This is a genomic window from Allokutzneria multivorans (assembly GCF_039537405.1).
Classification (GTDB): domain Bacteria; phylum Actinomycetota; class Actinomycetes; order Mycobacteriales; family Pseudonocardiaceae; genus Allokutzneria; species Allokutzneria multivorans.
In genome coordinates, this window is sequence record NZ_BAABAL010000009.1 from 223,732 (window position 1) to 248,972 (window position 25,241).

26 protein-coding genes are annotated in these 25,241 nt (G+C 70.6%); 13 read left to right on the forward strand and 13 right to left on the reverse strand.

Annotated elements, in window-relative coordinates:
* Positions 1-25: 25 nt before the first annotated feature.
* The 3 genes from ABD798_RS15970 to ABD798_RS15980 form a co-directional block, all read right to left on the reverse strand.
* Positions 26-1,690, reverse strand: coding sequence for a fumarate hydratase (locus tag ABD798_RS15970; RefSeq protein ID WP_344875402.1), 1,665 nt, complete (start codon positions 1,688-1,690; stop codon positions 26-28).
* A gap of 89 nt (positions 1,691-1,779) precedes the next feature.
* Positions 1,780-2,733, reverse strand: a complete 954-nt coding sequence (locus tag ABD798_RS15975; RefSeq protein ID WP_344875404.1) for a Gfo/Idh/MocA family protein — start codon at positions 2,731-2,733, stop codon at positions 1,780-1,782.
* On the reverse strand, positions 2,726-3,859 hold the full coding sequence (locus ABD798_RS15980; protein WP_344875406.1) for an adenosylhomocysteinase: 1,134 nt from the start codon (positions 3,857-3,859) through the stop codon (positions 2,726-2,728). The genes ABD798_RS15975 and ABD798_RS15980 overlap by 8 nt, the downstream gene beginning before the upstream one ends.
* Positions 3,860-3,912: 53 nt before the next feature.
* Between ABD798_RS15980 and ABD798_RS15985 the strand changes: the two genes are divergently transcribed.
* Entirely contained in the window at positions 3,913-4,905 is a 993-nt protein-coding gene (locus tag ABD798_RS15985) for a LacI family DNA-binding transcriptional regulator (RefSeq protein ID WP_344875408.1), read from the forward strand.
* Between the two features lie 4 nt (positions 4,906-4,909).
* On the forward strand, positions 4,910-5,626 hold the full coding sequence (locus ABD798_RS15990; RefSeq protein WP_344875410.1) for a tyrosine-protein phosphatase: 717 nt from the start codon (positions 4,910-4,912) through the stop codon (positions 5,624-5,626).
* Between the two features lie 485 nt (positions 5,627-6,111).
* Here the strand turns inward: ABD798_RS15990 and ABD798_RS15995 are convergent, their stop codons facing one another.
* Both ABD798_RS15995 and dtd read right to left on the reverse strand, forming a co-directional pair.
* Positions 6,112-7,086 (reverse strand): sigma-70 family RNA polymerase sigma factor, encoded by a 975-nt coding sequence (locus tag ABD798_RS15995; RefSeq protein ID WP_344875412.1) that lies wholly within the window; start codon positions 7,084-7,086, stop codon positions 6,112-6,114.
* 275 nt (positions 7,087-7,361) lie between these two features.
* Positions 7,362-7,787, reverse strand: a complete 426-nt coding sequence (gene dtd / locus ABD798_RS16000) for a D-aminoacyl-tRNA deacylase (RefSeq protein ID WP_344875414.1) — start codon at positions 7,785-7,787, stop codon at positions 7,362-7,364.
* A 102-nt stretch (positions 7,788-7,889) separates the two neighbouring features.
* Here dtd and ABD798_RS16005 point away from each other — a divergent pair, with 102 nt between their 5' ends.
* A complete protein-coding gene (locus tag ABD798_RS16005; RefSeq protein WP_344875416.1) occupies positions 7,890-8,954 on the forward strand; it encodes a C45 family autoproteolytic acyltransferase/hydrolase in 1,065 nt (354 codons plus the stop codon).
* 66 nt (positions 8,955-9,020) lie between these two features.
* On the opposite strand, the gene ABD798_RS16010 is transcribed toward ABD798_RS16005, so the two are convergent.
* Together ABD798_RS16010 and ABD798_RS16015 are read right to left on the reverse strand one after the other, a co-directional pair.
* Positions 9,021-10,304: an NAD(P)/FAD-dependent oxidoreductase gene (locus tag ABD798_RS16010; protein ID WP_344875418.1), complete on the reverse strand. Its 1,284-nt coding sequence runs from the start codon at positions 10,302-10,304 to the stop codon at positions 9,021-9,023.
* A 105-nt stretch (positions 10,305-10,409) separates the two neighbouring features.
* Entirely contained in the window at positions 10,410-11,945 is a 1,536-nt protein-coding gene (locus ABD798_RS16015) for a PucR family transcriptional regulator (protein ID WP_344875420.1), read from the reverse strand.
* A 62-nt stretch (positions 11,946-12,007) separates the two neighbouring features.
* Between ABD798_RS16015 and ABD798_RS16020 the strand changes: the two genes are divergently transcribed.
* The gene (locus tag ABD798_RS16020; RefSeq protein WP_344875422.1) at positions 12,008-12,328 is read left to right on the forward strand and encodes a DUF3099 domain-containing protein; all 321 of its coding nucleotides are present in this window, start codon (positions 12,008-12,010) and stop codon (positions 12,326-12,328) included.
* Between the two features lie 145 nt (positions 12,329-12,473).
* Here ABD798_RS16020 and ABD798_RS16025 read toward each other — a convergent pair whose 3' ends face one another.
* Together ABD798_RS16025 and ABD798_RS16030 are read right to left on the reverse strand one after the other, a co-directional pair.
* A complete protein-coding gene (locus ABD798_RS16025; protein WP_344875424.1) occupies positions 12,474-13,361 on the reverse strand; it encodes a carbohydrate kinase family protein in 888 nt (295 codons plus the stop codon).
* On the reverse strand, positions 13,358-14,281 hold the full coding sequence (locus ABD798_RS16030; protein WP_344875426.1) for a pseudouridine-5'-phosphate glycosidase: 924 nt from the start codon (positions 14,279-14,281) through the stop codon (positions 13,358-13,360). The genes ABD798_RS16025 and ABD798_RS16030 overlap by 4 nt, the downstream gene beginning before the upstream one ends.
* 63 nt (positions 14,282-14,344) lie before the next feature.
* Between ABD798_RS16030 and ABD798_RS16035 the strand changes: the two genes are divergently transcribed.
* Positions 14,345-14,608, forward strand: coding sequence for a DUF3039 domain-containing protein (locus ABD798_RS16035; RefSeq protein ID WP_344875428.1), 264 nt, complete (start codon positions 14,345-14,347; stop codon positions 14,606-14,608).
* 331 nt (positions 14,609-14,939) lie between these two features.
* Here ABD798_RS16035 and ABD798_RS16040 read toward each other — a convergent pair whose 3' ends face one another.
* Positions 14,940-15,206 (reverse strand): GNAT family N-acetyltransferase, encoded by a 267-nt coding sequence (locus ABD798_RS16040; RefSeq protein ID WP_344875430.1) that lies wholly within the window; start codon positions 15,204-15,206, stop codon positions 14,940-14,942.
* A 135-nt stretch (positions 15,207-15,341) separates the two neighbouring features.
* Here ABD798_RS16040 and hisS point away from each other — a divergent pair, with 135 nt between their 5' ends.
* Entirely contained in the window at positions 15,342-16,613 is a 1,272-nt protein-coding gene (hisS, locus tag ABD798_RS16045) for a histidine--tRNA ligase (RefSeq protein ID WP_344875433.1), read from the forward strand.
* Here hisS and ABD798_RS16050 read toward each other — a convergent pair.
* Positions 16,610-17,551 carry a baeRF2 domain-containing protein gene (locus tag ABD798_RS16050; protein ID WP_344875435.1) on the reverse strand — a complete coding sequence of 314 codons (942 nt, stop codon included), beginning with the start codon at positions 17,549-17,551 and terminating at the stop codon, positions 16,610-16,612. The genes hisS and ABD798_RS16050 overlap by 4 nt on opposite strands.
* An 88-nt stretch (positions 17,552-17,639) precedes the next feature.
* On the opposite strand from ABD798_RS16050, the gene ABD798_RS16055 reads away from it, so the two are divergent.
* From ABD798_RS16055 to ABD798_RS16080, 6 genes are read left to right on the forward strand one after another with little or no spacing between them, the layout of a single operon-like run.
* Positions 17,640-18,614, forward strand: a complete 975-nt coding sequence (locus ABD798_RS16055) for a TIGR03557 family F420-dependent LLM class oxidoreductase (protein WP_344875437.1) — start codon at positions 17,640-17,642, stop codon at positions 18,612-18,614.
* The gene (locus ABD798_RS16060) at positions 18,611-19,042 is read left to right on the forward strand and encodes a hypothetical protein (protein ID WP_344875439.1); all 432 of its coding nucleotides are present in this window, start codon (positions 18,611-18,613) and stop codon (positions 19,040-19,042) included. The genes ABD798_RS16055 and ABD798_RS16060 overlap by 4 nt, the downstream gene beginning before the upstream one ends.
* A 4-nt stretch (positions 19,043-19,046) precedes the next feature.
* Complete coding sequence (locus tag ABD798_RS16065) at positions 19,047-19,682, forward strand: nucleotidyltransferase family protein (RefSeq protein ID WP_344875441.1); 636 nt, start codon at positions 19,047-19,049, stop codon at positions 19,680-19,682.
* Positions 19,621-19,881 carry a BON domain-containing protein gene (locus ABD798_RS16070; RefSeq protein ID WP_344875443.1) on the forward strand — a complete coding sequence of 87 codons (261 nt, stop codon included), beginning with the start codon at positions 19,621-19,623 and terminating at the stop codon, positions 19,879-19,881. The genes ABD798_RS16065 and ABD798_RS16070 overlap by 62 nt, the downstream gene beginning before the upstream one ends.
* The gene (locus ABD798_RS16075; RefSeq protein ID WP_344875445.1) at positions 19,878-20,615 is read left to right on the forward strand and encodes a metallophosphoesterase family protein; all 738 of its coding nucleotides are present in this window, start codon (positions 19,878-19,880) and stop codon (positions 20,613-20,615) included. Before ABD798_RS16070 ends, ABD798_RS16075 begins: the two co-directional genes overlap by 4 nt.
* On the forward strand, positions 20,615-21,487 hold the full coding sequence (locus ABD798_RS16080; RefSeq protein ID WP_344875447.1) for an alpha/beta fold hydrolase: 873 nt from the start codon (positions 20,615-20,617) through the stop codon (positions 21,485-21,487). Before ABD798_RS16075 ends, ABD798_RS16080 begins: the two co-directional genes overlap by 1 nt.
* A 45-nt stretch (positions 21,488-21,532) precedes the next feature.
* On the opposite strand, the gene ABD798_RS16085 is transcribed toward ABD798_RS16080, so the two are convergent.
* Positions 21,533-23,878 (reverse strand): SulP family inorganic anion transporter, encoded by a 2,346-nt coding sequence (locus ABD798_RS16085; RefSeq protein ID WP_344875449.1) that lies wholly within the window; start codon positions 23,876-23,878, stop codon positions 21,533-21,535.
* A 142-nt stretch (positions 23,879-24,020) separates the two neighbouring features.
* Positions 24,021-24,188 (reverse strand): hypothetical protein, encoded by a 168-nt coding sequence (locus ABD798_RS16090; RefSeq protein ID WP_344875451.1) that lies wholly within the window; start codon positions 24,186-24,188, stop codon positions 24,021-24,023.
* Between the two features lie 355 nt (positions 24,189-24,543).
* Between ABD798_RS16090 and ABD798_RS16095 the strand changes: the two genes are divergently transcribed.
* The gene (locus ABD798_RS16095) at positions 24,544-25,209 is read left to right on the forward strand and encodes a DedA family protein (RefSeq protein ID WP_344875453.1); all 666 of its coding nucleotides are present in this window, start codon (positions 24,544-24,546) and stop codon (positions 25,207-25,209) included.
* Positions 25,210-25,241 lie beyond the last annotated feature (32 nt).

A 25,241-nucleotide genomic window follows, 5' to 3' on the forward strand; every position in this document is an offset into this window, starting at 1 on the left:
GCTCAACCCGCCTCCTCAGAAGTTCTTATTTCCGGAAGGAGATGCGCAGCGTCGGCTGCGAGGTGCCCGCGAAGAAGTCCTCACCCTTGTCGTCGACGACGATGAACGCGGGGAAGTCCTCGACCTCGATCTTCCACACGGCCTCCATGCCGAGCTCCGGGTACTCCAGGACCTCGACCTTGCGGATGCAGTCCTGCGCCAGCCTGGCCGCCGGACCACCGATGGAGCCCAGGTAGAAGCCGCCGTGCGCCTGGCACGCCTCGGTGACCTGCTTGGAGCGGTTGCCCTTGGCCAGCATCACCAGCGAACCGCCCGCCGCCTGGAACTGCTCGACGTAGGAGTCCATCCGCCCGGCCGTGGTGGGGCCGAACGAACCGGACGCGTAGCCCTCCGGCGTCTTGGCCGGACCGGCGTAGTACACGGGGTGGTCACGAAGGTACTGCGGCATCTCGCCGCCCGCGTCGAGCAGATCCTTGATCTTCGCGTGCGCGATGTCGCGCGCCACCACCAGCGGACCGGTCAGCGACAGCCGGGTCTTCACCGGAAGCGCGGACAGGGTCGCGCGGATCTCGCTCATCGGCCGGGTGAGGTCGATCTCCACGACCTCGTCGGAGAGCTGGTCGTCGGCCACCTCGGGCAGGTAGCGCGCGGGGTCGCGCTCCAGCTGCTCCAGGAACACGCCGTCGGGAGTGATCTTGGCCTTGGCCTGCCGGTCGGCCGAGCAGGACACCGCGACGCCGACCGGGCAGGACGCGCCGTGCCTCGGCAGCCGGATGACCCGGACGTCGTGGCAGAAGTACTTGCCGCCGAACTGCGCGCCGATGCCGAACTGCCTGGTCATCTCCAGGACCTGCTGCTCCAGGTCGACATCGCGGAAGGCGTGCCCGCTCGCGGAGCCCTCGGTGGGCAGCGTGTCCAGGTAGCGCGCGGAGGCGAGCTTGGCGACCTTCAGGTTGTGCTCGGCAGAGGTGCCGCCGACGACGATCGCCAGGTGGTAGGGCGGGCACGCGGCGGTGCCCAGGCTGCGCAGCTTCTCGTCGAGGAACGTGGCCAGGCGCGAGGGGTTCAGCAGGGCCTTCGTCTCCTGGTAGAGGAAGGTCTTGTTGGCACTGCCGCCGCCCTTGGCCATGAACAGGAACTCGTAGTACGGGTCCGTTCCCGGCTTGCTGAACAGCTCGATCTGCGCCGGCAGGTTGGTGCCGGTGTTGCGCTCGTCCCAGAAGGTCAGCGGGGCCAGCTGCGAGTACCGCAGGTTCAGCTCCTGGTAGGCGTCGAAGATGCCCCTGGACAGGGCCTTCTCGTCCTCGCCACCGGTGAGCACGGTCTCGGTGCGCTTGCCCATCACGATCGCGGTGCCGGTGTCCTGGCACATCGGCAGCACCCCGCCCGCGGCGATGCAGGCGTTGCGCAGCAGGTCCATCGCGACGAAGCGGTCGTTGCCGCTGGCCTCGGGGTCGTCCACGATCGCCCGCAACTGCGCGAGGTGCGTCGGGCGCAGCAGGTGCTGGATGTCCTTGATCGCCTCGCGGGCGAGCAGGGTCAACGCCTCGGGGGCGATCTCCAGGAACCGCCTGCCCGCGGCCTCGACGACACGGACGCCCTCGCTGGTGAGCAGGCGGTACTCCGTGTTGTCCGGCCCCAAGGGCAGCAGGTCGGTGTACTGGAACTCCGTCGTGGTGGTGGCGGTCACGTGGGCGTGCTCCCTTGCGCGCTTCGGGTACGCGGGGGACGTTACCTCTAGCGACCGACAGTCCCGTCGTGACCGTGGTGTGATGCTTCTCAGCCTCGCGGCGCCATCCCGCTGACCTGGTAGATCCGGTCGATCGCACGCATGTTGGCGATGGCGTCGGCCCCGCCGGTGATGGGAGCGGCGCCGCCTCGGAGGGCTTCCGCGAAGGCCGCCAGCTGGCAGTCGAACGTGGTGGGCGACCGCTCGACGTGCTCCTTCGCGCCGCCGTTGACGCTGATCAGAGCGCCTGCTTGGGGCAGCGTCGGATTGATTACGTGCAAACGCCCATGCTCGCCGATGACGGTCAGCGTGATCTCCGGGCCTGCGGTCATCGAACAGCGCACCTCGGCCGCACCACCACCCGGAAGAGCGAGGGTTGCGGCCATGGCAACGTCCACGCCGGGCACCTCTTGGACGGCCTCCGCGCGCACGACCTCGGGCTCAACGCCGGTCAGCGTGCGGATCAGGTGCACGGGGTAGCAGCCGAGGTCCATCAGCGCGCCGCCCGCGAGCGCCGGGTTGTGCCGGATGTCGGAGCGGTCGGGGATCGGCACGTTCGACACGGCTTCGATGCTGTGCAGCGCGCCGAGCCCCGCGACGAGGTCGATCAACCGCGAGGTCAGCGGGTGGTAGCGGTAGTGGAACGCTTCCATCAGCACGCGGTCCCCGGCCGCCGCCACCATTGCTTCGGCTTCCCGGGCGTTCGAGGCGAAAGGCTTCTCCACCAACACGTTCCGCCCCGCGCGGAGTGCCGCGATCGACCACTCGGCGTGTGTGGACGGCGGCAGTGCGACGTACACCGCGTCCAGCGAACCGTCTTCGACCAAGGCCGCGTAGTCCTTGTGCGCCTTGGCAATTCCGTGCTTGCGCGCGTAGTCCTGCGCACGTTCGTGGTCGCGGGCGGCGATCGCGGCGACCTCGAAACCGTTCGCTCGCGCGGGCGCGATCACGGCCTTCTCGGCGATGCGGCCCGCGCCCAGGATGCCGATGCGGAGGTCAGCCACGGGTGCTCCTCAAAGCGACGTAGTCGGTGGCGACGCGGTCGTCGATCGCCGTGGGCACTGGTACAACACAGGAATCCGGCCCGACCGCGCCCGTGGCGACGGCTTCGAGGCAGCGGCTCTGCAACGCGAAGCCGAGGTCCATCGACTCGACGGAGTTGCCCAGCGCGCGCGGCCCAGCGAGGTTCACCATGTGTCCGCCGCCGAGCAGGTAGAGCCGCTTGCCGTCGCGCAGCCGCACGGTGTCGATGCCCTCCGCGCCCGGCGCCACCTCCGCGTCACCGAGGTTGATCTCGTCGGGGAAGTGCCCGGCGTTCGCCAGGATCGTGTCGCTCTTGAGCAGCGCCAAGTCCTTCGGCAGCAGTACGTCACGCGCTCCGGTCACGGTGACGACGACTTCGGCGTTGCTGAGCGCGGCGGCTCGATCCAGCACGTCGAAGCCGTCCAAGTGCGCGCGCAGCCGTGCCACCGGGTCGACTTCGATCACCGAAACCACCGCGTGCGCCTGCCGGAAGCACTCCGCGACGCCCCGCCCGCACGCGCCGTAGCCCAGCACCGTGACGCGCGCGCCGTGCGGCGTTCGGTTCGTGATGCGCAGGAACGACTCCAGCACGCTGAGCCCGACCGCGCGCGTGTTCTCCGCGAACTGCTTGATCGGACTGTCGTTGACCACGAGCACCGGCCTGTTCAGCCCCGCACGCAGCGGTTCTAGGCGCATCCGTCCCGAAGTCGTTTCCTCCGTGCCGCCCAGCAGGCGTTCGTACGGCCGCGCGAGGAAGCGCTCGAACAGCTCGCCGCCGTTGTCCAGCAACAGGTGTGGCTCCGCGTCGAGCACGCAGTCCAGCTCGGCGAGATGGGTGTTGTGGTCGGTCGTGGTGCTGCCGACCACGCGAATCCCGTGCTCGCTGAGGAACTCCACGGTCTCGGCCTGCGTGCTGTTGAGGTTGCCCGCAGCAACGATCTCGGCGCCGCCCCTGCTCAGGGTCAGCAACAGCGCGGCCGTCTTCGGTTCGAGGTGGATCGCGGTGCCGATGACCATGTGCGCGAAGGGCTGCGTGCGGTCGAACTCGTCGCCGATCGCCGACAGCAGACCGCAGCTGTCGACCACCCAGGGGATGCGTGAGAGCACGAGCGGAGCGTGCGGCGTCAAACGTTTGACGTCAAGCGCCGTAGGCTGTCTCAATGCTTCGCAAGGACAGGATCGGGGCGCGCGAGGTCGCTGAGCACGCGGGGTGCTCCGTCTCGGCGGTCTCCCTGGTGGTCAACGGCAAGGACTCCGGTCGGATCTCGGCGGAGCTGCGCGAGCGCGTCCTCGCCGCGGTCACCGAGCTGGACTACCGCCCGAACCGCTCCGCGCGCAGCCTGGTGACCGGCGACTCCGGCACGATCTGCGTGGTCCTGCCCGATCCCGCCAACCCGTTCTTCGGTGACGTTCTCGCCGGGCTCGGCGCCGCGATCGGTGACGGGCACACGCTCGCGCTGGTGCTGCCGACCTCCGGCACCGACTACGACCAGCGGACGGTGCTGCGCGCGTACTCGCTGGACTCGGCTGGCGTCGTGCTGATCAGCCCGGGTGAGCCGGTCCTGCGCGGCCTGGTGCCGAGGTGCCCGACGATCGTCGTCGACGGCCCCGGGCGCACTCCGGCACTGCCGCGCGTGGACCTCGACACGGTCGCGGCGGGCGAGTTGATCAGCGACCACCTCACCGGCCTCGGCCATCGCGGCTTCGGCTACATCGGGCCGAAGAGCGACAAGCCGACCTTCCGCACGCGCCGCTCCGCGTTCCTCGACCGGGTCGCGGGCGCCGACGTGGTGCGCACCCTCGACCTGCCCGACTGGGACCCCCTCGCCGCCGCCGTCACCACGGCGGCGGTGCTGCCGGGCTGGCTGGACTCCGGGGTGACCGCCGTGGTCTGCGCCGACGACCTGCTCGGCTACGGCGTGCTCACCGCGCTGGACCGGCTCGGCCGCACCGGGATCGCCGTCGTCGGCATGGGCGATCTGCCGTTCTCTCAGCTGTGCCGCCCGGCGCTGACCTCGATCGACTTCGGCGGTCGCCGCGCGGGGGAGTCGGCAGGCCGGTCGTTGCTGTCCTGGATCGATACGGGGGAGCGGCCACGGCGAGTTCGGGTGCCTGCGAAGCTGATCGTCCGCGCCTCCAGCGAAAAGGGATGAGTGAATGACTGAGCTGGCCAACGCCAGGGACCTCGGCGGCCTGCCCACGGCGGACGGCCGCACCACGCGGGCGGGCGTGCTGTTCCGCTCCGACGCGCCGCACGAGGGCGACGGCGGCCCGGACCTGCCGAACTGGCCACCTGCCCTGGTGATCGATCTGAGGGCCACCGCGGAGCATTCCGGTGCCGCGCACCCGCTCGCCGGACCCGACACGGCCGTGCGGCGCATCCCGCTGCTCGAAGCCGTCGTCGCCGAGCTGAACGAGCCGTCGTCCCCGGTCGCGCCCGCCGCCAAGGACCTCGCCGCCGTGTACGTCGGCATGCTCAAGGCCTCCGCCGCCGACTTCGTCGAGGTGCTTCGCCTGATCGCGGTCGCAGAGGGGCCGGTGCTCGTGCACTGCGCCGCCGGCAAGGACCGCACCGGTGTGGCCGTGGCCCTGGCGCTCTCGGCGGTCGGTGTGAGCCGCGAGGCGATCGTGGCCGACTACGTGCGCACCCAGGCCAACATGGAGGCGGTCATCTCGCGGATGACCGGAGGCGTGCTGTTGCCCGAGGGCATGGACTTCGAGCCCGTGCGCCACCTCTTCGAGGCTCCCGCGCGTGCCATGGAGGCCGTGCTCGACCGCCTGGAAGCGCATCCGCGGGGAGCGCTCGGCTGGCTCGACGAACAGGGCCTCAGCCCCAGCACCCTGGACCGCCTGACCGCCCGCCTGGTCGGCTAAGACAACGAAGACCCAGCAAACCGAGCCCCAGCAAACCGACGTTGGTCACAACGAACCGAGCCCCAACGAACCGACGTTGGTCACATCCAGCCGGACCCGGCTGGTTCAAGAGGAACTCGCACCGTAGGGGGTTTGGGGGAGTCGCTCCCCCAACGTCATCACCGCCCGACCCCGGCGAGCGCTCTTCGCGAGCAGGCGTCGCCTAGTCGGAAGGCCGGACCCGCCCCCGACGGGTCCGACCTCCCGGGGTGAGCGGACGCCCGAGCAGAAGCACCGGGGTCCGCGAAGTTGCGTGTCAGGCAATCGTTGACTTTGCCGTGACTCAGGTCACACGTCAACGCTGCCGTTGGAGTGGTTTCCCGCCGTACGCACGGGGTTTGCAGCAGTTGGCGACCACGCCAGCCGGGGTTCGTAGGTCTTCAAGACCACCAAACCCCTCCCTCGGCAGTCATCAACCGCCACAAACCCCTGGCCGTGGGAACGGATCAGCTGGCGTAGGCGCGGAGCTTCTCGGCGCGCTCGCCCTGGCGCAGCTTGGACATGACCTCGCGCTCGATCTGCCGCACTCGCTCGCGGGAGAGGCCGAACAGGCGGCCGATCTGGTCCAGCGTCTTGGGCTGGCCGTCGTCGAGGCCGTAGCGCAGCCGGATCACGTGCTGCTCGCGGTCGTCCAAAGTGGACAGAACGCGGCGGAGGTCCGCCTGCAGCAGCGTGGAGATGACCGCGCTCTCGGCGTCGGTCGCCTCGGAGTCCTCGATGAAGTCGCCCAGCGGGGCGTCCTCCTCGGTGCCCACCGGCATGTCCAGGCTCACCGGGTCGCGCGCGTGGTCGAGCAGGTCGGAGATCTTGCCCTCCGGCAGACCGGACTCCGCTGCCAGCTCCTCGTGCGTGGCCTCGCGGCCGAGCTGCTGGTGCAGGTCGCGCTTGATCCTGGCGAGCTTGTTCACCTGCTCCACCAGGTGGACCGGCAGCCGGATGGTGCGGCTCTGGTCGGCCATGCCCCTGGTGATGGCCTGGCGGATCCACCACGTCGCGTAGGTGGAGAACTTGAATCCCTTGGTGTAGTCGAACTTCTCCACCGCGCGGATCAGACCGAGGTTGCCCTCCTGGATCAGGTCCAGCAGTGGCATGCCGCGACCGGTGTAGCGCTTGGCCAGCGAGACCACCAGGCGGAGGTTGGCCTCCAGCAGGTGGTTCTTGGCGCGGTGGCCGTCCCGGACGAGCGCCTTGAGGTCCGCCTTGCGCTGGGGCGCAAGGGACTTCGCCGTCTCCAGCATGTGCTGGGCGAAGACCCCGGCCTCGATCCGCTTGGCCAGCTCGACCTCGTCGGCGGCGGTGAGCAGCGCTGTCTTGCCGATGCCGTTGAGGTAGACCCGGACCAGGTCGGCTGCCGGTCCCTGCGCGTCGAGGTCGATCTCGGCGGGCGCGTTCAGTTCGGTAACGGTCTGCGGGACGGTCATCGGGCTTCCTCCCCGGTCGGTGGCTCCTGGCGGTGCAACGCCGTGGCGCGGCGCGCTGTGGTGCGGCGCCTGCGCTCCCTTGCGCGGCGAGCCTCGGCAGGTCGGGTCCCCCCTGGGGTATCCGCGCTGTCTCGGCTGGACACTTTCAGAACGACCACGAAGTCGTTTTCGTTCCCGTGTCTCGCAATTAGCAAGACGCGACTTCGCGTCACGCGGTTGCCCAGCCGAGCCTGAGGATTGTCTGAGAGAAACGCCGTCCCTCTCTCAGGACGCGTTCAGACTTCGACCATGACGGTAAAAGGCCCGTCGTTGACGCTCTCCACGGCCATGGTCGCCCGGAAACGCCCGGTGCTGACGCGCGCGCCCCTGCTGAGAAGATCCTCAGTTACGGCCTGTACCAACGGTTCCGCGTGTTCAGGACGTGCGGCGGCGGTCCACGAAGGACGGCGGCCCTTGCGCGTTTCGCCGTAGAGCGTGAACTGACTCACCACCAAAAGGGGGGCTCCCGTGCTCGCGCAGGACTGCTCGTCGCGCAGCACCCTCAGCTCGAAGAGCTTGCGCGCCATGGTCGCGGCCTGCTCCGGCCCGTCGGTGTGGGTGACTCCCAGCAGCACCAGCAGTCCCGGCTCGTCGATCTCCCCGACGACCTCGCCGTCCACCGTCACCCGCGCGCGAGTGACCCGCGTCACCACAGCCCTCATTCACCGATCCTTCCACGGGGTTCACCGAAATCCGCGGCCGTGTCCGCGCGTGATGTCGTCCTGAGGGGTTACACCGGAGTCGTCCGGAACGACAGGGGAGGCATGACTGTGCGGATCGACCACCACGAACTGGGCGGCATGCCGTGGGTGGTGGCGCGGGGGGACCGGCAGGCGGTTTTCGAGGCGCTCGGGGCGGAGTTCGCGGAGCGGGTGCGGGCACTGGTGCTCGGCCTGCCTGAATTGCCCGGTGTGCGCCGCTTTGAAGCCATGGGGGACGGAGCACGCGAGCTGGACGAGCTGATCCGGCTGACAGAACTGGGGGCGCCACAGCAGTACGCGGAACTCGCCGCGCTGGCCGAGGGCGCCGACATGCCGCTGCGCACCCTTCTCCTGGCCAACCTGCGCGGTGACGTGCCCAACGAGGTCGTCTCAGCGGGGTGCTCCGACGTGCTGTGGCGGGGACAGCGCTCGGTGCTCGCCCACAACGAGGACGGCGCGGCGGGCCAGGAGGAGCAGTTGGTGCTGCTGACGCTGCACTTGGACGACGAGCCCGCCGTCACCGCGCTCTGGTACCCGGGCTTCCTGCCCGGCAACGCGTTCGCGGTGACCGGCCTCGGCATGGTGTTCGGTCTCGACCACATCCCGCTCGTGCGGCCGGAGCCCGGCGTCGGCAGGCACTTCGTCGCGCGCGGGCTGCACGGTGTGCGCGGCGTCGAGGACGTGGTGCGCTTCCTCGGCAGGAACCCGAGCGCGGGCGGCTTCGCCTACAACGTCGGCGACCTGGACACCGGGCGATTGCTCCAGGTGGAGAGCGCCAGCGGCGACATCGCCATGCACGAGCCCGACGCCGCCAAGCCCTGGGCCTGGCACACCAACCACCTGCGCTACCTGACCGAGCGGCCGGACCGGGCCAGCCCGTCCAGCGTCGCCAGGGCGCAGGCGCTCACCAGGCTCCCCCCGCCGAAGACCGAGCCCGACGCTGCGTGGTTCCTCGACGTCCTCACCAGGCCAACACCGCGCGGCGTCTACCGCGACCCTGTGCCGGGCGATCCGTCCGCGACCCTGTGCTCCTTCGTCACGGACCTCACCGCTCGCGAAGTCACCATCGCCCTGCGCGGCGGCGCCCCGGTCACCGTCCCCCTCGACCGCCTGCTCACCGGCCCCTGAAAATGCGGCGGGGGTGACCGGCGCGAACGCCGGTCACCCCCACTCCGTTCGGCTTGACCCCTGCCGTCAGGCCGAACGGCGCACGAGGGAGCGGAGACCGCCCCGGTGCGGGTTGAAGGGGTGCAGCGCGGCCGGGGCCTTGCCGGTCACCATCTGCTCGGCGAGCAGCTGACCGGTCAGCGGGCCCAGGGTCACGCCCCACATGCCGTGCCCGCCGGCGACGTACACGCCGGGCACCTTGGTCTCACCGATCAGCGGGAGGCCGTCCGGGGTGACCGGGCGCGGGCCGACCCAGGTCTCCGCCTGCTCGGACCAGTCGACGCCGGTGAGCAGCTTGCGCGCGGAGTTGACGATCGAGGTCACCCGGCGCGGGTCCAGCGGGGCGTCGGCGTGGCGGAACTCCATGGTCCCCGCCACGCGCAGCCGTCCCTGGTACGGCGTGCACGCCACGCGCACGGCCGGGAAGTAGACCGGGCACGGCACGTCCTCGGACACCGGCACGCTGAAGGAGTAGCCGCGGCCCGCGCGCACCGGCATCTTCACGCCGAGCTGCTTGGCCAGCTCGTCCAGCCAGGAACCGGTCGCCAGCACCACGGTGTCGGCGTGCACGGGGTCCCCGGCGTAGGCCTCGACGGTGACGCCCTTCGGGCCGTGCCGCAGGGTGCGGGCGGTGAAGCCGGTGCGGATCTCAGCCCCGCGCTCGCGCACCGCGTCCGCCAGCGCCTGGGTGAAGGCGCCCGGGTCGATGTAGCGCTGGCCGTCCAGCCGCAGCGCCAGCTCCACGTTGCCGCTGACCTGCGGGACCGCCTTGCGGACCTCGGCGCCGGAGAGCTCGGTGAAGTTGATCTCCTGGCCCGCCTGGTTGATCAGCTCCAGCTCGTGCCGCAGGTCGGCGGCCTGCTCGGCGCGCTCGAAGGCGGCCATGATCGGCGCGTCCACGGTCTTGGCGGCGACACCGTTGTTGGTGAGCACGTCGAAAGCGTCCAGCGCGCCCGCGTTGACCGGCAGGTAGTGCCGCATCGCCTTGCGCCACTGGGGCATCGTGCAGTGCGCCGCGAAACGGGTGAGGAACGCCCACAGCTTCGGGTCCGGCTTGGTGGGCACGTACAGCGGCGCGTCCGGGTCCATCAGCGAGCGGAAGCCGTAGCGCAGCACGCTCGGCTCCGGCAGCGGGATCGCCAGGCCGGGGGAGATCCACCCAGCGTTGCCCCACGACGCGCCCGCGCCGACCTCGGCGCGCTCGACGACGGTCACCTCGACGCCGTGCTCCTGGAGGAACCAGGCGACGGAGAGGCCGACGATGCCCCCGCCGACGACGACGGCGGTGCGCGGCTGTCCAGCTGCGGTCACGGTGGCCTCCCTCACGTGTTCTGGCCCGATGGCAGAAACTATGAGCTGGGAAAACACCGAAGACACTGGCATCTCCGGACAAATATCAGCGGTCCGTTTGTGCTCTCAGAACAACGTCGTGGCGGTCAGCGCGATGGCCAGCGCGAGCCGCTGCTCGGGGTCGTCCAGCCGCACCGTGGTCAGCTGTTCGATCTTGCGCAGCCGGTAGCGCAGGGTGTTCGGGTGCACAGCCAGGCGCTGCGCCGCCGCCCGCGCGTCGCCCTGCGCGGCCAGCCACGCCCGCAGCGTCTCGGCGTAGGCGGTGCCGTTCTCCTCGTCCTGCCGCAACAGCTCCGCGACCGGTCCACGGCTGGGCAGCCGCCCCGCCTCCGCCACCGCAGCCAAGCGCATCAGCAGCACCTGCGACCACGCTTCGTCATAGGAGACCGCAGCCTCCGCTGAAGGCTGAACCGTAGACACCGCAAGGCATTCGTCGGCTTCGTGACGGCTCGACGGCAGCTCCGCCGTGGACGCCGCGCCGCCGATGCCCGCGTGCAGCACCACCTCCGACGGCAGCTCCGAGGCGAGCGCGCGCACCCAGTCCCGCGCCGTCTCGGTGTTCTCGCCGCACGGCAGCACCGTGTAGAGCACGTTGCCCAGCAGCGCGCTCCGGCCGGGGCGGGACCACCCGAATCCGGCCGTGGCGCGCTCGAATGCCAGCAGCGCGGCCCCGTGCTCGGCCTCCCCGGCGTCGGCGCGCAGGGCGATCACGCGCAGCCCCGCCGTCGGCAGCCCGAGCCGCGCGAGCACCGCAGGAGCGTCCGCGTCGCCCTCCACCAGGCGCAGCACCAGATCGCTCTCGCCACGCCGCTCCAGGTCCGAGCTCGCGCGCGCCCGCAGCAGGTGCAGCGCCGCCGTCCTGGCGCCGTCCACCAGCCCGGCCATCCGCTGCGGCGAGATCGGCGGCTCGGCCTCCACCCACACCGATCCCAGCAGCTCGCGCCCCGCACGGATCGCCACAACGAGGCGAGCACCCAGGCCCGGGATCAGCGACGGCACCACCAGCGGCTCGTCGGAGACCGCGAGGTGCTTGAAAACTCCCTGCTCCTGCAACGCTTCCAGAACGTCGGGCGGCACACGGCGACCCAGGATCGTCTGGACCCGCGCCGCGTCAACGGCTTCCTGGCGGCCCGAGTAGGCCAGCACGCGCGACTGCTGGTCCTCGATCGTCACCGCGCCGCCCACCACCGCAGCGATCGCGTCCGCCACCGCGAACAGATCGCCCGGGTGCTCGCGGCTCGCCGATGCTCCGCCGAGGACGAGCGTGTGCACGACGCCCGCGAGGTGGCTCCACGGCACACCGGGGTCCACCAGCAGCACCGCGACCCCCGCCTTGCGCGCGGCGGCCAAGATCCGTTCGTCCAGCGGCTGACTTCCATGCAGCACGAGCACGGCCGCGTTCGTCGTGCCGATCAGCCGCACCGCCGCCGCGACCGTCTTCGTACCCAAACCGAGCAGCACGTCACTGGGCGCCGTGGGGTACTCCTCCGTGGGGTCGTGCAGCGCGACCCCGCGAAGATCGACGTCCCGGCCCCGGGGCGCCGCGCACAACACGGCCCCAACTCCGCCGAGCACGTCGACGAGGCGATCCAGGGCGACCATCACGACCCCTCGTTGTGTTCACATCGCGCGGACGGTGGAAGTATGGGGTGTGGAGGTGGGACGTGAACGGTTCCCAACGGGACGACACCCCGGTCCTGATCACCGAGGCCGCTCCTTCGTACGAGGACCAGTACGCCGCTCGCAAGCGGAAGTACCTGCTCATGATGTCCATGCGCATCCCGTGCCTGGTCCTGGCCGGTGTCTTCTACCAGACCTGGTGGCTCGCGCTCGCGTTCGTGGTGATCTCCGTGCCGCTGCCGTGGATGGCCGTGCTCATGGCCAACGACCGCCCGCCGCGCAAGGCCGAGGAGCCCAACCGCTACCGCGCGCCCTCGCGAACCCGCCAGATCGAATCCCGCGAGCACCCCGTCATCGACGGCTGAGCGAAGCCCTGAACGACCCGTTCGCATCCTTCAACGCACCAAACGACCCGTTCAGCTCCTTGAGCGCACCAAACGACCCGTTCAGGGCGTTGAGCGCACCAAACGGGTCGTTCAGGGCTTAAGTCGGCGCGCCAGGCGGAGGGCATCAGGGGCGGAGGGGTTGGGCGCCGATGTGCTGGACGGCGGTGGCGCCCGCTCGTACTCCGGAGAGCAGGAACTCCTCAGGCGGGAGCCCGGAGAGCCAGCCGCTGAGCAGGCCCGCGTCGAAGGCGTCGCCGGCGCCGGTGGTGTCGACGCACTCCACGCGCGGCGACTCGACGGAGACGATCCGCTCGGCCTCCACCCACGAAGCCCCGTCGCCTCCGGCGGTCACCGCGACCGCGCCGACGACGCCGAGGAGCTCGCGCGCGGCCTCGGGCTCCTTGGAGCCGGTGAGCGCAACGAGTTCTTCGGTGTTGGGCAGCAACAGGTCCACGCCGCGGATGTCCTCCACGAAGGCTTCGACACCGCCGGCGACGATCAGCGCGGCGGCCTGCGGGTCGACGGAGGTGGTCTTGCCCGCCTCCTTCGCGACGCGCAGCGCGGCCAGCCCGGCCTGCCGCGAGGACGGGTCGAGCAGCACGTAACCGGACAGGTGCAGGTGATCCACCTCGGCCAGCAACGAGGCGTCGAGGTCGTCCGGGGACAGCCGAGCGTTGGCGCCGCGATCGGGCAGCATCGTCCGCTGGCCGTCGTCGTCGACGAGCACCACGACGCAGCACGTGTTCGCGACGGGGTCGAGGGTGAACGCGCAGCGCACACCCACCGCGTTCAGCTCGGCCGTCACCTGCCGCCCGGCCGCGTCGGCACCGACCCGGCCGACGAGCACGACCTCGGCACCGCAGTGCGCCAGCCACGCGGCGGTGTTCGCGCCCGCGCCTCCGGGCTGCAAGGTCACGGTGGAGCGCACGTCGCCGCCGTGCACCACCGGGCCGTGGTGGCGGGCGACGACGTCGAGCCCGGCGTCACCGACGACGAGGACCCTCGGTTTCATGCCCGCCCCGCCAGCGCGACCGCGACCTCCGCGGCGACGCGCACGTTGGACTTCACCAGCTCGACGTTGGCGGTCAGGCTGACGCCCTCGCTCGCGGTGTGGAAGTGCTCCAGCAGCACGGGCGTGACGTCCTTGCCGCGCACGTCCTCGCGCTCCAGCTTCGCCAGCCCGCTCGCCAGCAGCCGGTCGTGCAGGTCGAGGTCCATCTCGTGCTCGACCGGGATCGGGTTCACCAGCAGCACGCCCGCGCGGCCCGGAACCTGCGAGCGGTGGGCCGCGACCACGGCGGCGGCCTGCTCGGCGCCGTCCACCCGCCACGGCACGTCCAGCCCGGAGTCGCGCAGGTAGAAGCCGGGGAAGCGGTCGGTGCCGTAGCCGAGCACCGGCACCGAGCTGGTCTCCAGCAGCTCCAGGGTGGCGGGCACGTCCAAGATCGACTTCACGCCGGAGCACACCACGGTCACCGGCGTCTCGGCCAGCACCGCGAGGTCGGCGGAGACGTCCCAGGTGTCCCGCGCGCCCCGGTGCACGCCGCCGAGGCCGCCCGTGCCGAACACGCCGATGCCCGCCGCGTCGGCGATGGCCGCGGTGCTCGCCACCGTGGTCGCACCGTCCACACCCAGCGCGAACGCCGGGCCGAGGTCACGCCGTGAAAGCTTGACCAGCTTGTTCGCTGGATCGCACACGCGCTGCAGCTCCGCGTCGGTCAGCCCGACGACGGCCGCTCCGTCCAGGACGGCGATCGTGGCCGGGACCGCGCCGCGCTCGCGCACGATGCGCTCCAGCTCGCGCCCGGCGGCCAGGTTGGCCGGGGCGGGCAGGCCGTGCGAGAGCAGCGTGCTCTCCAGCGCGACCACCGCGCGCCCCTCCGCGAGCGCGCCCGCAACCTCTTCGCCCACCCGGAGCTGGCTCTGCGCCACCCGAATCTCCTCAGTCTCAAGCGTCCGAACTTGCTGTCCGGTTGGCATCATCCGTGAGGCATCATGGTGTACGTGAGCTTGACGCAGACGCTGCCGGACACCGGAACGCGCCCCGAGAGCACCGACCAGTCGGGCGATGACGCCCCGAAGATGTTCCACTACGTGCGGAAAGCCAAGATCGCCGAGAGCGCGGTCATGGGCACCCACGTGGTGGCGCTGTGCGGTGAGGTGTTTCCCGTCACGCGCTCCGCGAAGCCCGGTTCCCCGGTGTGCCCGGAGTGCAAGAAGGTCTACGACTCGCTGCGCCCCGGTGGCGACGACGACTGACCTCGGCCCCGTAGGTGGTTGAGCCGTGGACCCCGGTCACGGTGCCGCCGGGGGTTGGGGTGTCTTCAAGACCCCCAAACCCCCTTGTTGATCACCGTTGACCGCCTCAAACCTCGCGGTCTTGTGACGGTCGGGGTGGCGGTTGGGTGGTCTTGAAGACCGGCGAACCTGACGTGCGGGACACGGACCGGGCCCGGCCGCGCCTAATCCGTTTCGCACTCGTAGCTGCCTACGGGAACGTCTCTTTCCCGCTGGGGTACGAAACGGAGTAGTGGCGTGCGTGCCGCAGCGCCCGTTCAGCTGCGGAGATCGCCCTCCAACAGACCCATCATCACCATGTCGTACCACTTGCCGTCGCGCCGGCCAGCGACAGGGAACGGCCCTCTGAACCGATGCTCGACCCTGCGAGCAGGTCCTCGGTGACGAACCCGACCTTCTCGTAAACGCGCCGTGCCGCCGAGTCGCCCGCGACCACCCAGAGCGTGATCCGGTGCAGGCGCATCTTCTCGAAACCGAACCGGCAGGCCGTGGGCTTCCGCTCCGCCATCCACTTCTGGAGGTCGGCGAGGTTCGAACGCGTGCGGCCCGACCAGCTCACCAGTGGGCGTGCCCGGGTTCCTACCAGGCGCGGCACGGGTGCGCCCAGCGAGTTCCCGGCAGTAAACCTGATCGCGACGCCGAACGGGAGCCGGGTAGTTTGAGCCGGTCACGGCACTTCTAGAAGAGGACAACGGTGAAGATCGACAACAGCCCCGCGAGGGGCACCCGAGACCTGCTCCCGGCGACCGTCGCCCGGCGCGATCACGTTCTCGCGGCGATTGTCGAGGTCTACCACCGCTTCGGCTACCAGCGGATCGAGACGCCCGCGCTGGAGAACCTGGACCGGCTCACCTCCGGCCAGGGCGGGGAGAACGAGAAGCTGCTCTTCAAGATCATGCGCAGGGGCCTTCCCGACGTGCCCGAGCCCGGCACGCGCACCTCGGAGCTGGCGGATCTCGCGCTGCGCTACGACCTCACCGTGCCGCTGACCCGCTTCTACGGCGCCAACCACGCGACGCTGCCCTCACCGTTCCGCAGCCTGCAGTACGGCCCGGTCTGGCGCGCGGAGCGGCCGCAGAAGGGGCGCTACCGCCAGTTCGTCCAGTGCGACATCGACATGATCGGCGAGGAGTCGGTGCTCGCCGAGTCCGAACTGATCGAGGCCACCACGCAGGCACTGGCCGCCGTCGGCCTGACCGGGGCCACGGTCCGCGTCTCCGACCGCCGCTTCGTCGCCGCGCTCGCGCAGGCGGCGGGGCTGGACGAGGCGGTCTGGCCAGCGTTCTTCATCGGCCTGGACAAGCTCGACAAGATCGGCTGGGACGGCGTCCGCACGGAGCTGGAGGCCAAGGGCCTGCCCGCCGACAAGGTCGGTGACGCCCTGGAGCGGATCCAGAAGCTGCGCGAGCTGCCCGCGACCTCCATCGCCGACGCGCTGGCGAACGCCGTGCCCACGCTGGCCGAGGACGTCATCGCCGACCTCGCCACGACCACCGCGAGCCTGGCCGAAGCCAGCGCGGTGAGCTGGGAGTTCGACCCGACGCTGGTCAGGGGCATGGGCTACTACACCGGCCAGATCTTCGAGGTGATGCACCCCGGGATGAACTCCTCCATCGCCGGTGGTGGCCGCTACGACCAGCTCATCGGCCGCAGCCTCGGCAAGGACGTGCCCGCCTGCGGGTTCAGCATCGGCTTCGAGCGGATCGTGGACCTGCTCGGCGACGCCCCGGCCAAGGACTCCGTGGCGGTGCTGTTCGAGAAGGACGTTCCGGCGGCGCGCGCCATGGCCGTGGCGCGTGAGATGCGCCAGGAAGGCCGCACCGCCACCGTGCTCGGGAGGCGCGGCAAGTTCGGCGCGCAGCTCGGCAGGCTGGAGGAGTGGGGCTTCACCGCCTTCGTCCACCTCCGCGCCGACACCGACCCCGCCGCCCCGCTGGAGGAACGCCCCCTCGGCTCGCGGGCCTAGAGCCGCAGCAGCGCGCCGGCACCGTCGGCCAGGTCGGGGTCGCCGGTGACCAGGTGCAGCATCGCGCCGGTGGCCACGGCGGCCATGACCAGGGCGGAGTCGGCTCGCTCGCGGGCGAGGCGGGGCACGCCGAGCGCGCGCAGCTCGGCCTCGTCCACCGCGATCTGGGTCGGTTCCGAGCCGATCCAGATCGTGCGGTCAGCCGTGGCCGCGCCGTCGAGCAGCACGGTGTCCACGCGTCCCTCGCGCAGCGCCGAGACGACCGCGCGCAGCCCTCGCGCCACGTCGCCGCCCCTGGCCAGCTCCACGCGAAAACGGTCAACAGCGTTGTGCCCCAACGCATCTGCCCGTTGTGCGATCAGCTTGCGCACCGCTCCGTCCACAGTGGACCAACCGGCCTCCGGTAGTTCTTCCGCGATGGCGGCGGAGTTCTCCGGCAAAGCCATGCGCACCGCCGTCCGAGCCTGGACCTCCCCGCTCAGCACGAGCAAGCGCGCACTGAGCCGTCGCGCCATGCGGTCCGCCGACTCGGCGAGCGCGATCGCGTTGTCCTGCTTGGTCTTCTCGACCAGGATGCCGTCGCTGTCGAAACCGAGGACCTCGTCACCGAAGACGACCACGTGTGGCAGGTCGGCCTCGGTCCGCTCCAGCAGCGGCATCAGGTAGGGCAACGCCGACCAGCGGGCGAGCGGCTGGGCAGGCGGTTCCGGCAAACGCCGGTCCAGCAGAACTTCGCCCGCTGACGCCACGAGCACGCGACCGGACCCGCCGGGGCTCTCCGTGAGCGCTCTGTCCACACTGGACAGTGTGCGCGCGTCAGCGCCCTGCTCCGCCAAGGTCGCCCGCACATCGGCCCAGTGCGGCTCCGCGCCGTCCAGGTACACCGACACGAATGGTCCCGGCGCGGCGACGAGCCCGCGCAGCTGCGTCAGATCCATGTCCGCCCACCTCCACCAGCCGGGCTACCCGGCGCCACTCGCGGCCACACCGGTGGTTGGCGGTCGAGCACGTGGGTAGCCCGGGGACATGGTCAGCATCGGTTACTTCCTGTCCTGCGAGGAGTTCGGCCCGCGCGAGCTGGTGCGGCAGGCCCGGCTGGCCGAGGACGCGGGCTTCGAACGGCTGTGGATCTCCGACCACTTCCACCCGTGGAACGGCGAGCAGGGGCAGAGCCCGTTCGTGTGGTCGGTCATCGGCGCGCTGTCCGAGGCGACGAGCCTGCCGATCACCACGGCGGTCACCTGCCCAACGGTGCGCGTGCACCCGGCGGTCATCGCCCAGGCCGCCGCGACCGCCGCAGTGCAGTGCCGAGGTGGGTTCACCCTCGGCGTCGGAACCGGCGAAGCGCTCAACGAGCACGTCCTGGGTGATCACTGGCCGCCCGCTGGCGTGCGGCTGAGCATGCTGGAGGAGGCGGTCGAGCTGATCCGCGCCCTCCACCGGGGCGAGGAGGTCAGCCACCACGGCGAGCACTACACGGTGGAGAACGCGCGGATCTACACGCTGCCGGAACAGCCGGTCCCGATCTACGTCTCCGCGTTCGGCCCCAAGGCCGCGAAGCTCGCCGGTCGTATCGGCGACGGCTTCATGAGCACCATCCCGGACAACGAGCTGATCTCCACGTTCCGCGCGAGCGGTGGTGACAACCGGCCCGCACAGGCCGGGTTCAAGGTGTGTTGGGCCGACACCGAGGTCGAAGGAGTCCGTACGGCGCACAGGCTTTGGGCCAACGAACACCTTCCCGGCGAACTGGCGCAGGTGCTGCCGACGCCGAGGCACTTCGAGCAGGCGTCGCAGCTGGTCACCGAGGACGCGGTCCGCGAAGCCGTCCCTTGCGGGCCGGACCCCGGGAAACACGTTGCCGCGCTGAGGAAGTACGTCGACGCGGGGTACGACGAGGTTTACGTGCAGCAGATCGGGCCGAACCAGGACGAGTTCTTCAAGGCGTGGGCGGCGCACGTGCTGCCGAGGTTCGAGCACGCGAGGAGTGAGAGGTCATGAGCACGCCACGGGAAGAGGTCTCCGAGAGCTTGGACGAGGACCGCATCGGCGTCGATCCCCTTGAGGAGGGCGTGGAGCCGCCGGAGCACTGGAGCGGCGTCGACCAGCACGGCACGACCCCCAACGAGCAGCGCGAGGGCGAGACGCTGGACGAGCGCCTGGCCGAGGAGCGCCCCGACGTCGAGCCGGAACCGGTCCCGGAGCGCCCGCGCGCGGTGACCCCCGACAGCGAGCTGGACGAGACCATCGACGAGGACCCGCCAGCCGACGACAATCCCGAGGAAATGACGAGGGAGCAAGAGAATCCGGTCATCGTGAGCGAGGACGTCGAGCCCGGTGGCCTCGCGGCGTCCACACAGGACGGTGAAGTGGTCGCAGGCAACTCGCAGGCACCGGAAGAACGTGCTGAACGCGTCGAGCGCTGGTGATCTGATGGCCGACGACTTCGACCAACTCGTCCGCACCACGGTGCGGGTGGTGAGCGCCCTGCGCGAAGCCGAAGTGCCGTTCGCGCTGACTGGTGGCATCGCGGTCTGGGCGCGCGGCGGGCCCGAATCCGAACACGACGTCGACGTGCTCGTGCGCGAGGAGGACAGCGCCCAAGCCGTGCGCGTGCTCGTGGCAGCGGGAATGCGCGCCGCCGAACCACCGGAGCGGTGGCTCACCAAGGTCTACGACCGCGACCACCTCGTCGACCTCATCCACGAGCCGGTGGAAACGCCGGTGACCGACGAAACCCTGGCTCGCGCGGAGTGGATGCGCGTGGGCTCGGTGAAAGCACCGGTCGCCCCCGCGACGGACCTGGTGGTGGACAAGATGCTCGTGCTGGACGAGCACCGCTGCGACTTCGCGGTGCTGCTGCCGATCCTGCGCGCGCTCAGGGAACAGCTCGACTGGGCCGAAGTGGCTCGCAGGACGGCGGCATCGCCCTACGCGGAGGCGTTGTTGCTGCTGGCGCACCGGCTCGACATCACGACACTCGCACAGCAAGCAGGGAGGCAAGCCCATGACACCGGACCAGGAGCCGCCGCAGTACGCGGTGGCCCGCCTGCGTCGCGCGCTGGCTGAGGACCCCAGGACCGCTGAACAGGGCGTCCGCGTCGACCTGCGCGGTGAGCAGGTCTACCTCAGCGGCGATGTGGCGAGCGAGGAACGCAAGCACCGGCTCGACGAGGTGGTGCACGACATCGCCGCGAACCTCAAGGTGCACAACGACGTCCACGTGGTCGAGGCGCAGGCCCCGGTCGGACGGGAGGAACTGCGATGATCAGGATCGCCGCCGTCGGGGACGTGCACCTCGCACCGGACGCCAGCGGCCACCTCCGCCCCGCGCTGGAGGAGCTCGGCGACTGCGCGGACCTGCTGCTGCTCGCGGGCGACCTCACCAAGCACGGCACGGTGGAGGAGGCCGAGGTCGTCGCGCGCGAGTTCGGCGGACTCGCCGTCCCGGTAGTCGCCGTGCTCGGAAACCACGACCACCACAGCGATCTGGGCGACGAACTGTCCACTGTGCTCAGTGACGCGGGGATCACCGTGCTGGAGGGCAACGGGATCGTGCTCGACGTCAACGACACGAAGGTCGGGGTCGCCGGGGTCAAGGGCTTCGGCGGGGGCTTCGCGGGCAAATGCGCGAGCGCCTTCGGCGAGCAGGAGATGAAGGCGTTCGTCAACCACACCGTGGAGGTCTCCGACCAGCTCGGCAAGGCACTCGACGGGCTCGACGCCGACGTCCGCGTCGCGCTGACCCACTACGCGCCGGTCAAGGAGACGCTGCGCGGAGAGCCGCTGGAGATCTACCCCTTCCTCGGCTCCTACCTGCTCGCCGAAGCGATCGACAAGGCGCGCGCCGACATCGCCTTCCACGGCCACGCCCACGCGGGCACGGAGCACGGCATGACCGCAGGTGGGGTTCGCGTGCGCAACGTCGCCCAGCCGGTGATCCGCTCCGCCTACAAGGTCTACTCCCTGGAGCCCGCCGAGCTGGAACGGGCCGTCGGCTGATGTTCGAGGGCTTCGCGCTGGAGCAGATCGACGTCGGCGAGGTGCGCCTGAACGTCCGGCACGGCGGCTCCGGACCGCCGATCCTGTTGCTGCACGGGCATCCCAGAACGCACGCGACCTGGCACCGGGTCGCGCCGCTGCTGGCGCGGCAGTACTCCGTGGTGTGCCCGGACATGCGTGGCTACGGCCGGTCCTCGAAGCCGTCGACGCGACCCGACCACAGCCAGCAGTCCAAGCGCACCGTGGCCAACGACTGCGCGCACCTGATGGAAGCTTTGGGGCACAAGCAGTTCGCAATGGTCGGCCACGACAGAGGCGGCTATGTGGCGCATCGCCTCGCGGTGGACCACCCGGACCGCGTGACCGCGTTGATCGCGCTCGACGTGGTCCCCATCGGCGAGGCGCTCGCTCGCTGCGACGCACGTTTCGCCGCGAGCTGGTGGCACTGGTTCTTCCTCGGGCAGGAGACCGACCTGCCGGAGCGCGTGATCAGCACCGACCCCGTCTCCTGGTACCGCGCCCGCTACGGCGATCGCGCGGAAGCCATGGGGGAGGGGAACTTCGCTGACTTCCAGCTCGCGATCAACGACCCGGCGACCGTGCACGCGATGTGCGAGGACTACCGGGCCGGGCTCGGCGTGGACCGCATCGCCGACGACGCCGACCGCGCGGCGGGTCGCAAGGTCCGGTGCCCGAGCCTCGTGCTCTGGGCCGACGGCGACGACCTGCCGGAGCTGTACGGCGACGTGGTGGACGCGTGGCGGGGCTGGGCCGAGAACGTCGAAGGTGGCTCGATCCCCGGCGGCCACCACATGTCCGAGGACTCGCCGGAGGACCTCGCCGCCCGGATTCGAGATTTCCTTTCCCAGTAAGCAAAACGGCCCCCTCCACGCAGGAGGGGGCCGCTTCGGCTGGTGTCAGAGCACGGTCGCCGGGTCCACAGGGGACAGTCGTCCGGTCTGCGGGTCCACCACGTGCACGCGAGCGTCGGAGATGTCGAAGTACAGCCCGACCAGCGTCAGCCTGCCCTCCTCCACCGCCTCGCGCACCGACGGGTAGGTCATCAGGTTGTCCAGCTGCTGCACCACGTTGAGCACGCTCAGCCGGTCCTCGGGGGCCATGTCGTCGTCGTGGCTGTCGCCCTCGCACGCGTGGTAGCGGGCCAGGCTCGGCTCCGCGTGCCGCAACCAGGACGCCAGGTGCGTGCCCTCGCGGACCCCGCCGTGCAACGACGCCTTCATCGCGCCGCAGTGCGAGTGCCCGCACACCACGATGTTGGGCACCTCCAGCGCTTCGACGGCGAACTCGATCGAAGCGCCCACCGAGGAACCGATGCTCGGGATGTCGTTGCGCGGCACCAGGTTCCCGACGTTGCGGGTGGTGAACAGGTCACCGGGGCCACTGCTGGTGATCAGGTTCGGCACCACGCGCGAGTCCGCGCAGGTGACGAAGAACTGGCTGGGCTTCTGGCCCCGCTCCGCCAGCTCCGACAGGAACGGACGCACCAGCGGCGCCGACCGGCGCTGGAACTCGTGCATGCCGAGCATCATCGGATCGGCGCCGGGACGCGGCTCCGGGATGATCGTGCCGGTCGTGCTCGCCTCGGCCTGCTCGTCGTCGGCGTGCATGTTCTGCCAGTACGACCACGGGGCGAACCACCTCGGCAGCTGGCCGGGAAGGCTCTTGTTCTGCTCCGGCTTGCCGAGGTGCGCACGCTGGTACCAGGTGTCGTGCACCTCGTCGACGCGCACGGTGCCGCCGGTCCGCTCGTAGCCGGAGCGCCAGTCGTGGATCGCCTCGTAGCCCGCGTGGTCCATGAAGTCCACGTGCAGCTCCAGCACGACCTGCTTGCCCTCGGGCACCCGGCGCAGTTCCTTCACCAGGTTCGCGACACCGAGGAAGATCAGCGAACCGCGCACGACGACCCGCCACTGGTCGGCGGCGTCCTCGGCGACCTCCACGGTCGCCCTGGTCAGCCGCCACAGCGCCAGCAGCAGCGCGACGGCGATGCCCAGCAGCACGCCCTTGACCAGGTCCAGGAACACCACACCGGCGAAGGTGACCACGTACACCGGGAACTCGCGGTGCCGCCACAGCTCCCGCATGTGCGCGAGGCTGACCAGACGGACACCGGTGAGCACCAGCACCGCGGCCAGCGCGGCCATCGGGATCAGCTCCAGGGTGCTGCCCAGGAACAGCACGAACAGCGCGATCCAGACGCCGTGCAGGATCGCCGAAGCCCGGGTCTTGGCGCCTGCGGCGACGTTGGTGGAGCTGCGGACGATCACGCCGGTGACCGGCAGGCCGCCGAGCGCGCCGGAAGCCATGTTCGCCGCGCCCTGCGCGACCAGCTCCTTGTCCAGGTTGGCCCTGGGGCCGGTGTGCAGCTTGTCCACGGCGACCGCGGACAGCAGCGACTCGACGCTGGCGACCGCGGCGATGGTGAACGCCGCGATGATGATTCCGCCGAGGTTGCCCGACGGGAGCGTGGGCAGGGTGAGACCGGAGAGCACGTTCTCCGGCAGGTCCACCCTGGGGACGGTGAGGCCGAAGCCGATGGACACCGCGGTGGCGACCGCGACCGCGACGAGGGGCGCGGGGATCAGCGACACCTTGGGAATCCTCGGCCAGACCAGCAGCACGGCGAAGGTCACGATGCCGATGCCGAAGGCCGCGTCGTGGTGCCCGACGATCTGGCCGGGCAGGTCGCGCAGGTTGGCCAGCACCGAGCTCTGCGCCTGACCGCCGAGCACGACGTGGATCTGGCTCAGCGCGATCACCGCGCCGATGCCCGCGAGCATCCCGTGCACCACGGCGGGGGACAGCGACAGGGCGGCCCTGCCCATCCGCGTGATGCCCAGGACGAGCTGGATGGCTCCACCGAGCAGGGTGATGAACGTGGTCGCGGCCCAGCCGTACTCGGCGATCATGCCCGCGACGATCACTGTCAGACCGGCCGCGGGGCCGCTGACCTGCAACGGAGCCCCGGCGAGGGCGCCTGCCACGACGGCGCCGACCACGGCGGCGATGAGCCCGGAGATCATCGGCGCCCCGGAGGCGGCCGCGATGCCCAGCGACAGCGGGATGGCGATCAGCATGACCACCAGCGAGGCGGGCACGTCGCGCCGCAGCACGGTGGACAGCGTCGACGGCCGACCGCTCTCCCCGGCGGACTCCTTCTTCCCGCTGGTGTCGGGGGAACCGGGTGGGCCCGTGCTGGCGTGCTCCCCTTCCGGGGCGGTCGCGCGGCGGGTGTTGATCATGGTTGTCGTGCCTCCAGGACGGTGCCCCGGGCGGGCTGCCCGGAGCTGGGGTGTGCGCAAGCGGACAGGCCTCGCCGCGGTTCGCGCGGCGGGTCCTGCCAGCGGGGTACCCGGCGCGGGGCCGGGCGCGGTGCGTGTGGGGTTACCCGATGTGGGTGAAGGCGGCCCAGTACGGGCTCGCGGCTAACGAACGGGGCGTCCGGCCGGTCTCCGGCGGCCACAGGCGTGCGTCGTTCGTCGTGTCGGCATGGTCGGCGCTGAAGGCGTCGAGCACTGGCTCGGCTTCGGCGCGGTACCGGGTCGTTGCCATGACGGCTCCTCCTGGCCCTACCCGCGTCGGGAGTCAGTCGTGTCACGTTCGTCGAGCGAGGTCGAGATGTGACCTGCGTCCTAATAATCAGTACCGAAAACGATCTCCGGGGAGCAAGTTCGCACGTCCGTGAACCTGAATTCAGCCTCTCGGGCGAGTGGGTCGCGGTCGGCACCTGCCGATCGTGCCTCGTCCGCATCCCCCCAAACGTCGATCTTCGGACGGAACGGACATTACCCCCCAATACCGATTCGCCGCCATGATCGCCCGGATAGGGTAGGCGGCCGGGCCGGTGGGGGTAGTCGATCACGGCCCGTGCACCCGATCCCGCACACGCACTGGGGGAAGAAGACCCGTGGGACTGATCAGTGACGGCCTGGAGTCCATCGCCGGGCTCCCGCAACCGCTCGTACTCGCCGCCGCCGCGGCCTTCACCTTCGGCGAGACCACCATCGGCCTCGGCCTCATCGTGCCCGGTGAGGTCGGCCTGCTCGTCGCCGCGAGCACCGTCAAGGCCTTCGGCACCGGCGTCGTCATGTGGGCCGTGGTCACCCTGGCCGCCGTCGCGGGCGACTCCGTCGGCTACCTGGTCGGCAGGCGCTTCGGCGGCAGGCTCAGGGAAACCCGGCTGATCAAGAAGATGGGCCAGGAGAACTGGGACAAGGCCACCGCCCTCATCCGCCGCCGCGGCGCGTGGGCGGTGTTCTTCGCCAGGTGGCTGCCCGTCGTCCGCTCGCTCACCCCGGCCGCCGCGGGCACCGCGGGCCTGCCCTACCCGAAGCTGGTGATCGCCTCGATCTGCGGCGCCGCGCCGTGGGCCGCGCTGCACGTCACCATCGCCGCCATGGCCGGTGAGGCCGCCAAGCAGATCGAGTCCAAGCTCAGCACCGCCAGCTACTTCCTGCTCGGCGGACTCGTCATCGCCATCGTGGTGTTCCTGCTGGTCCGCAAGAGCAAGGCCAAGAAGAAGGCCGCCGCGCTCCCGCCCGAGGACGAGAAGCAGCTGGAGCAGGCGCTGTAGGTCGCGCCGTTCCGGAGAAGAGGTCCCGGACA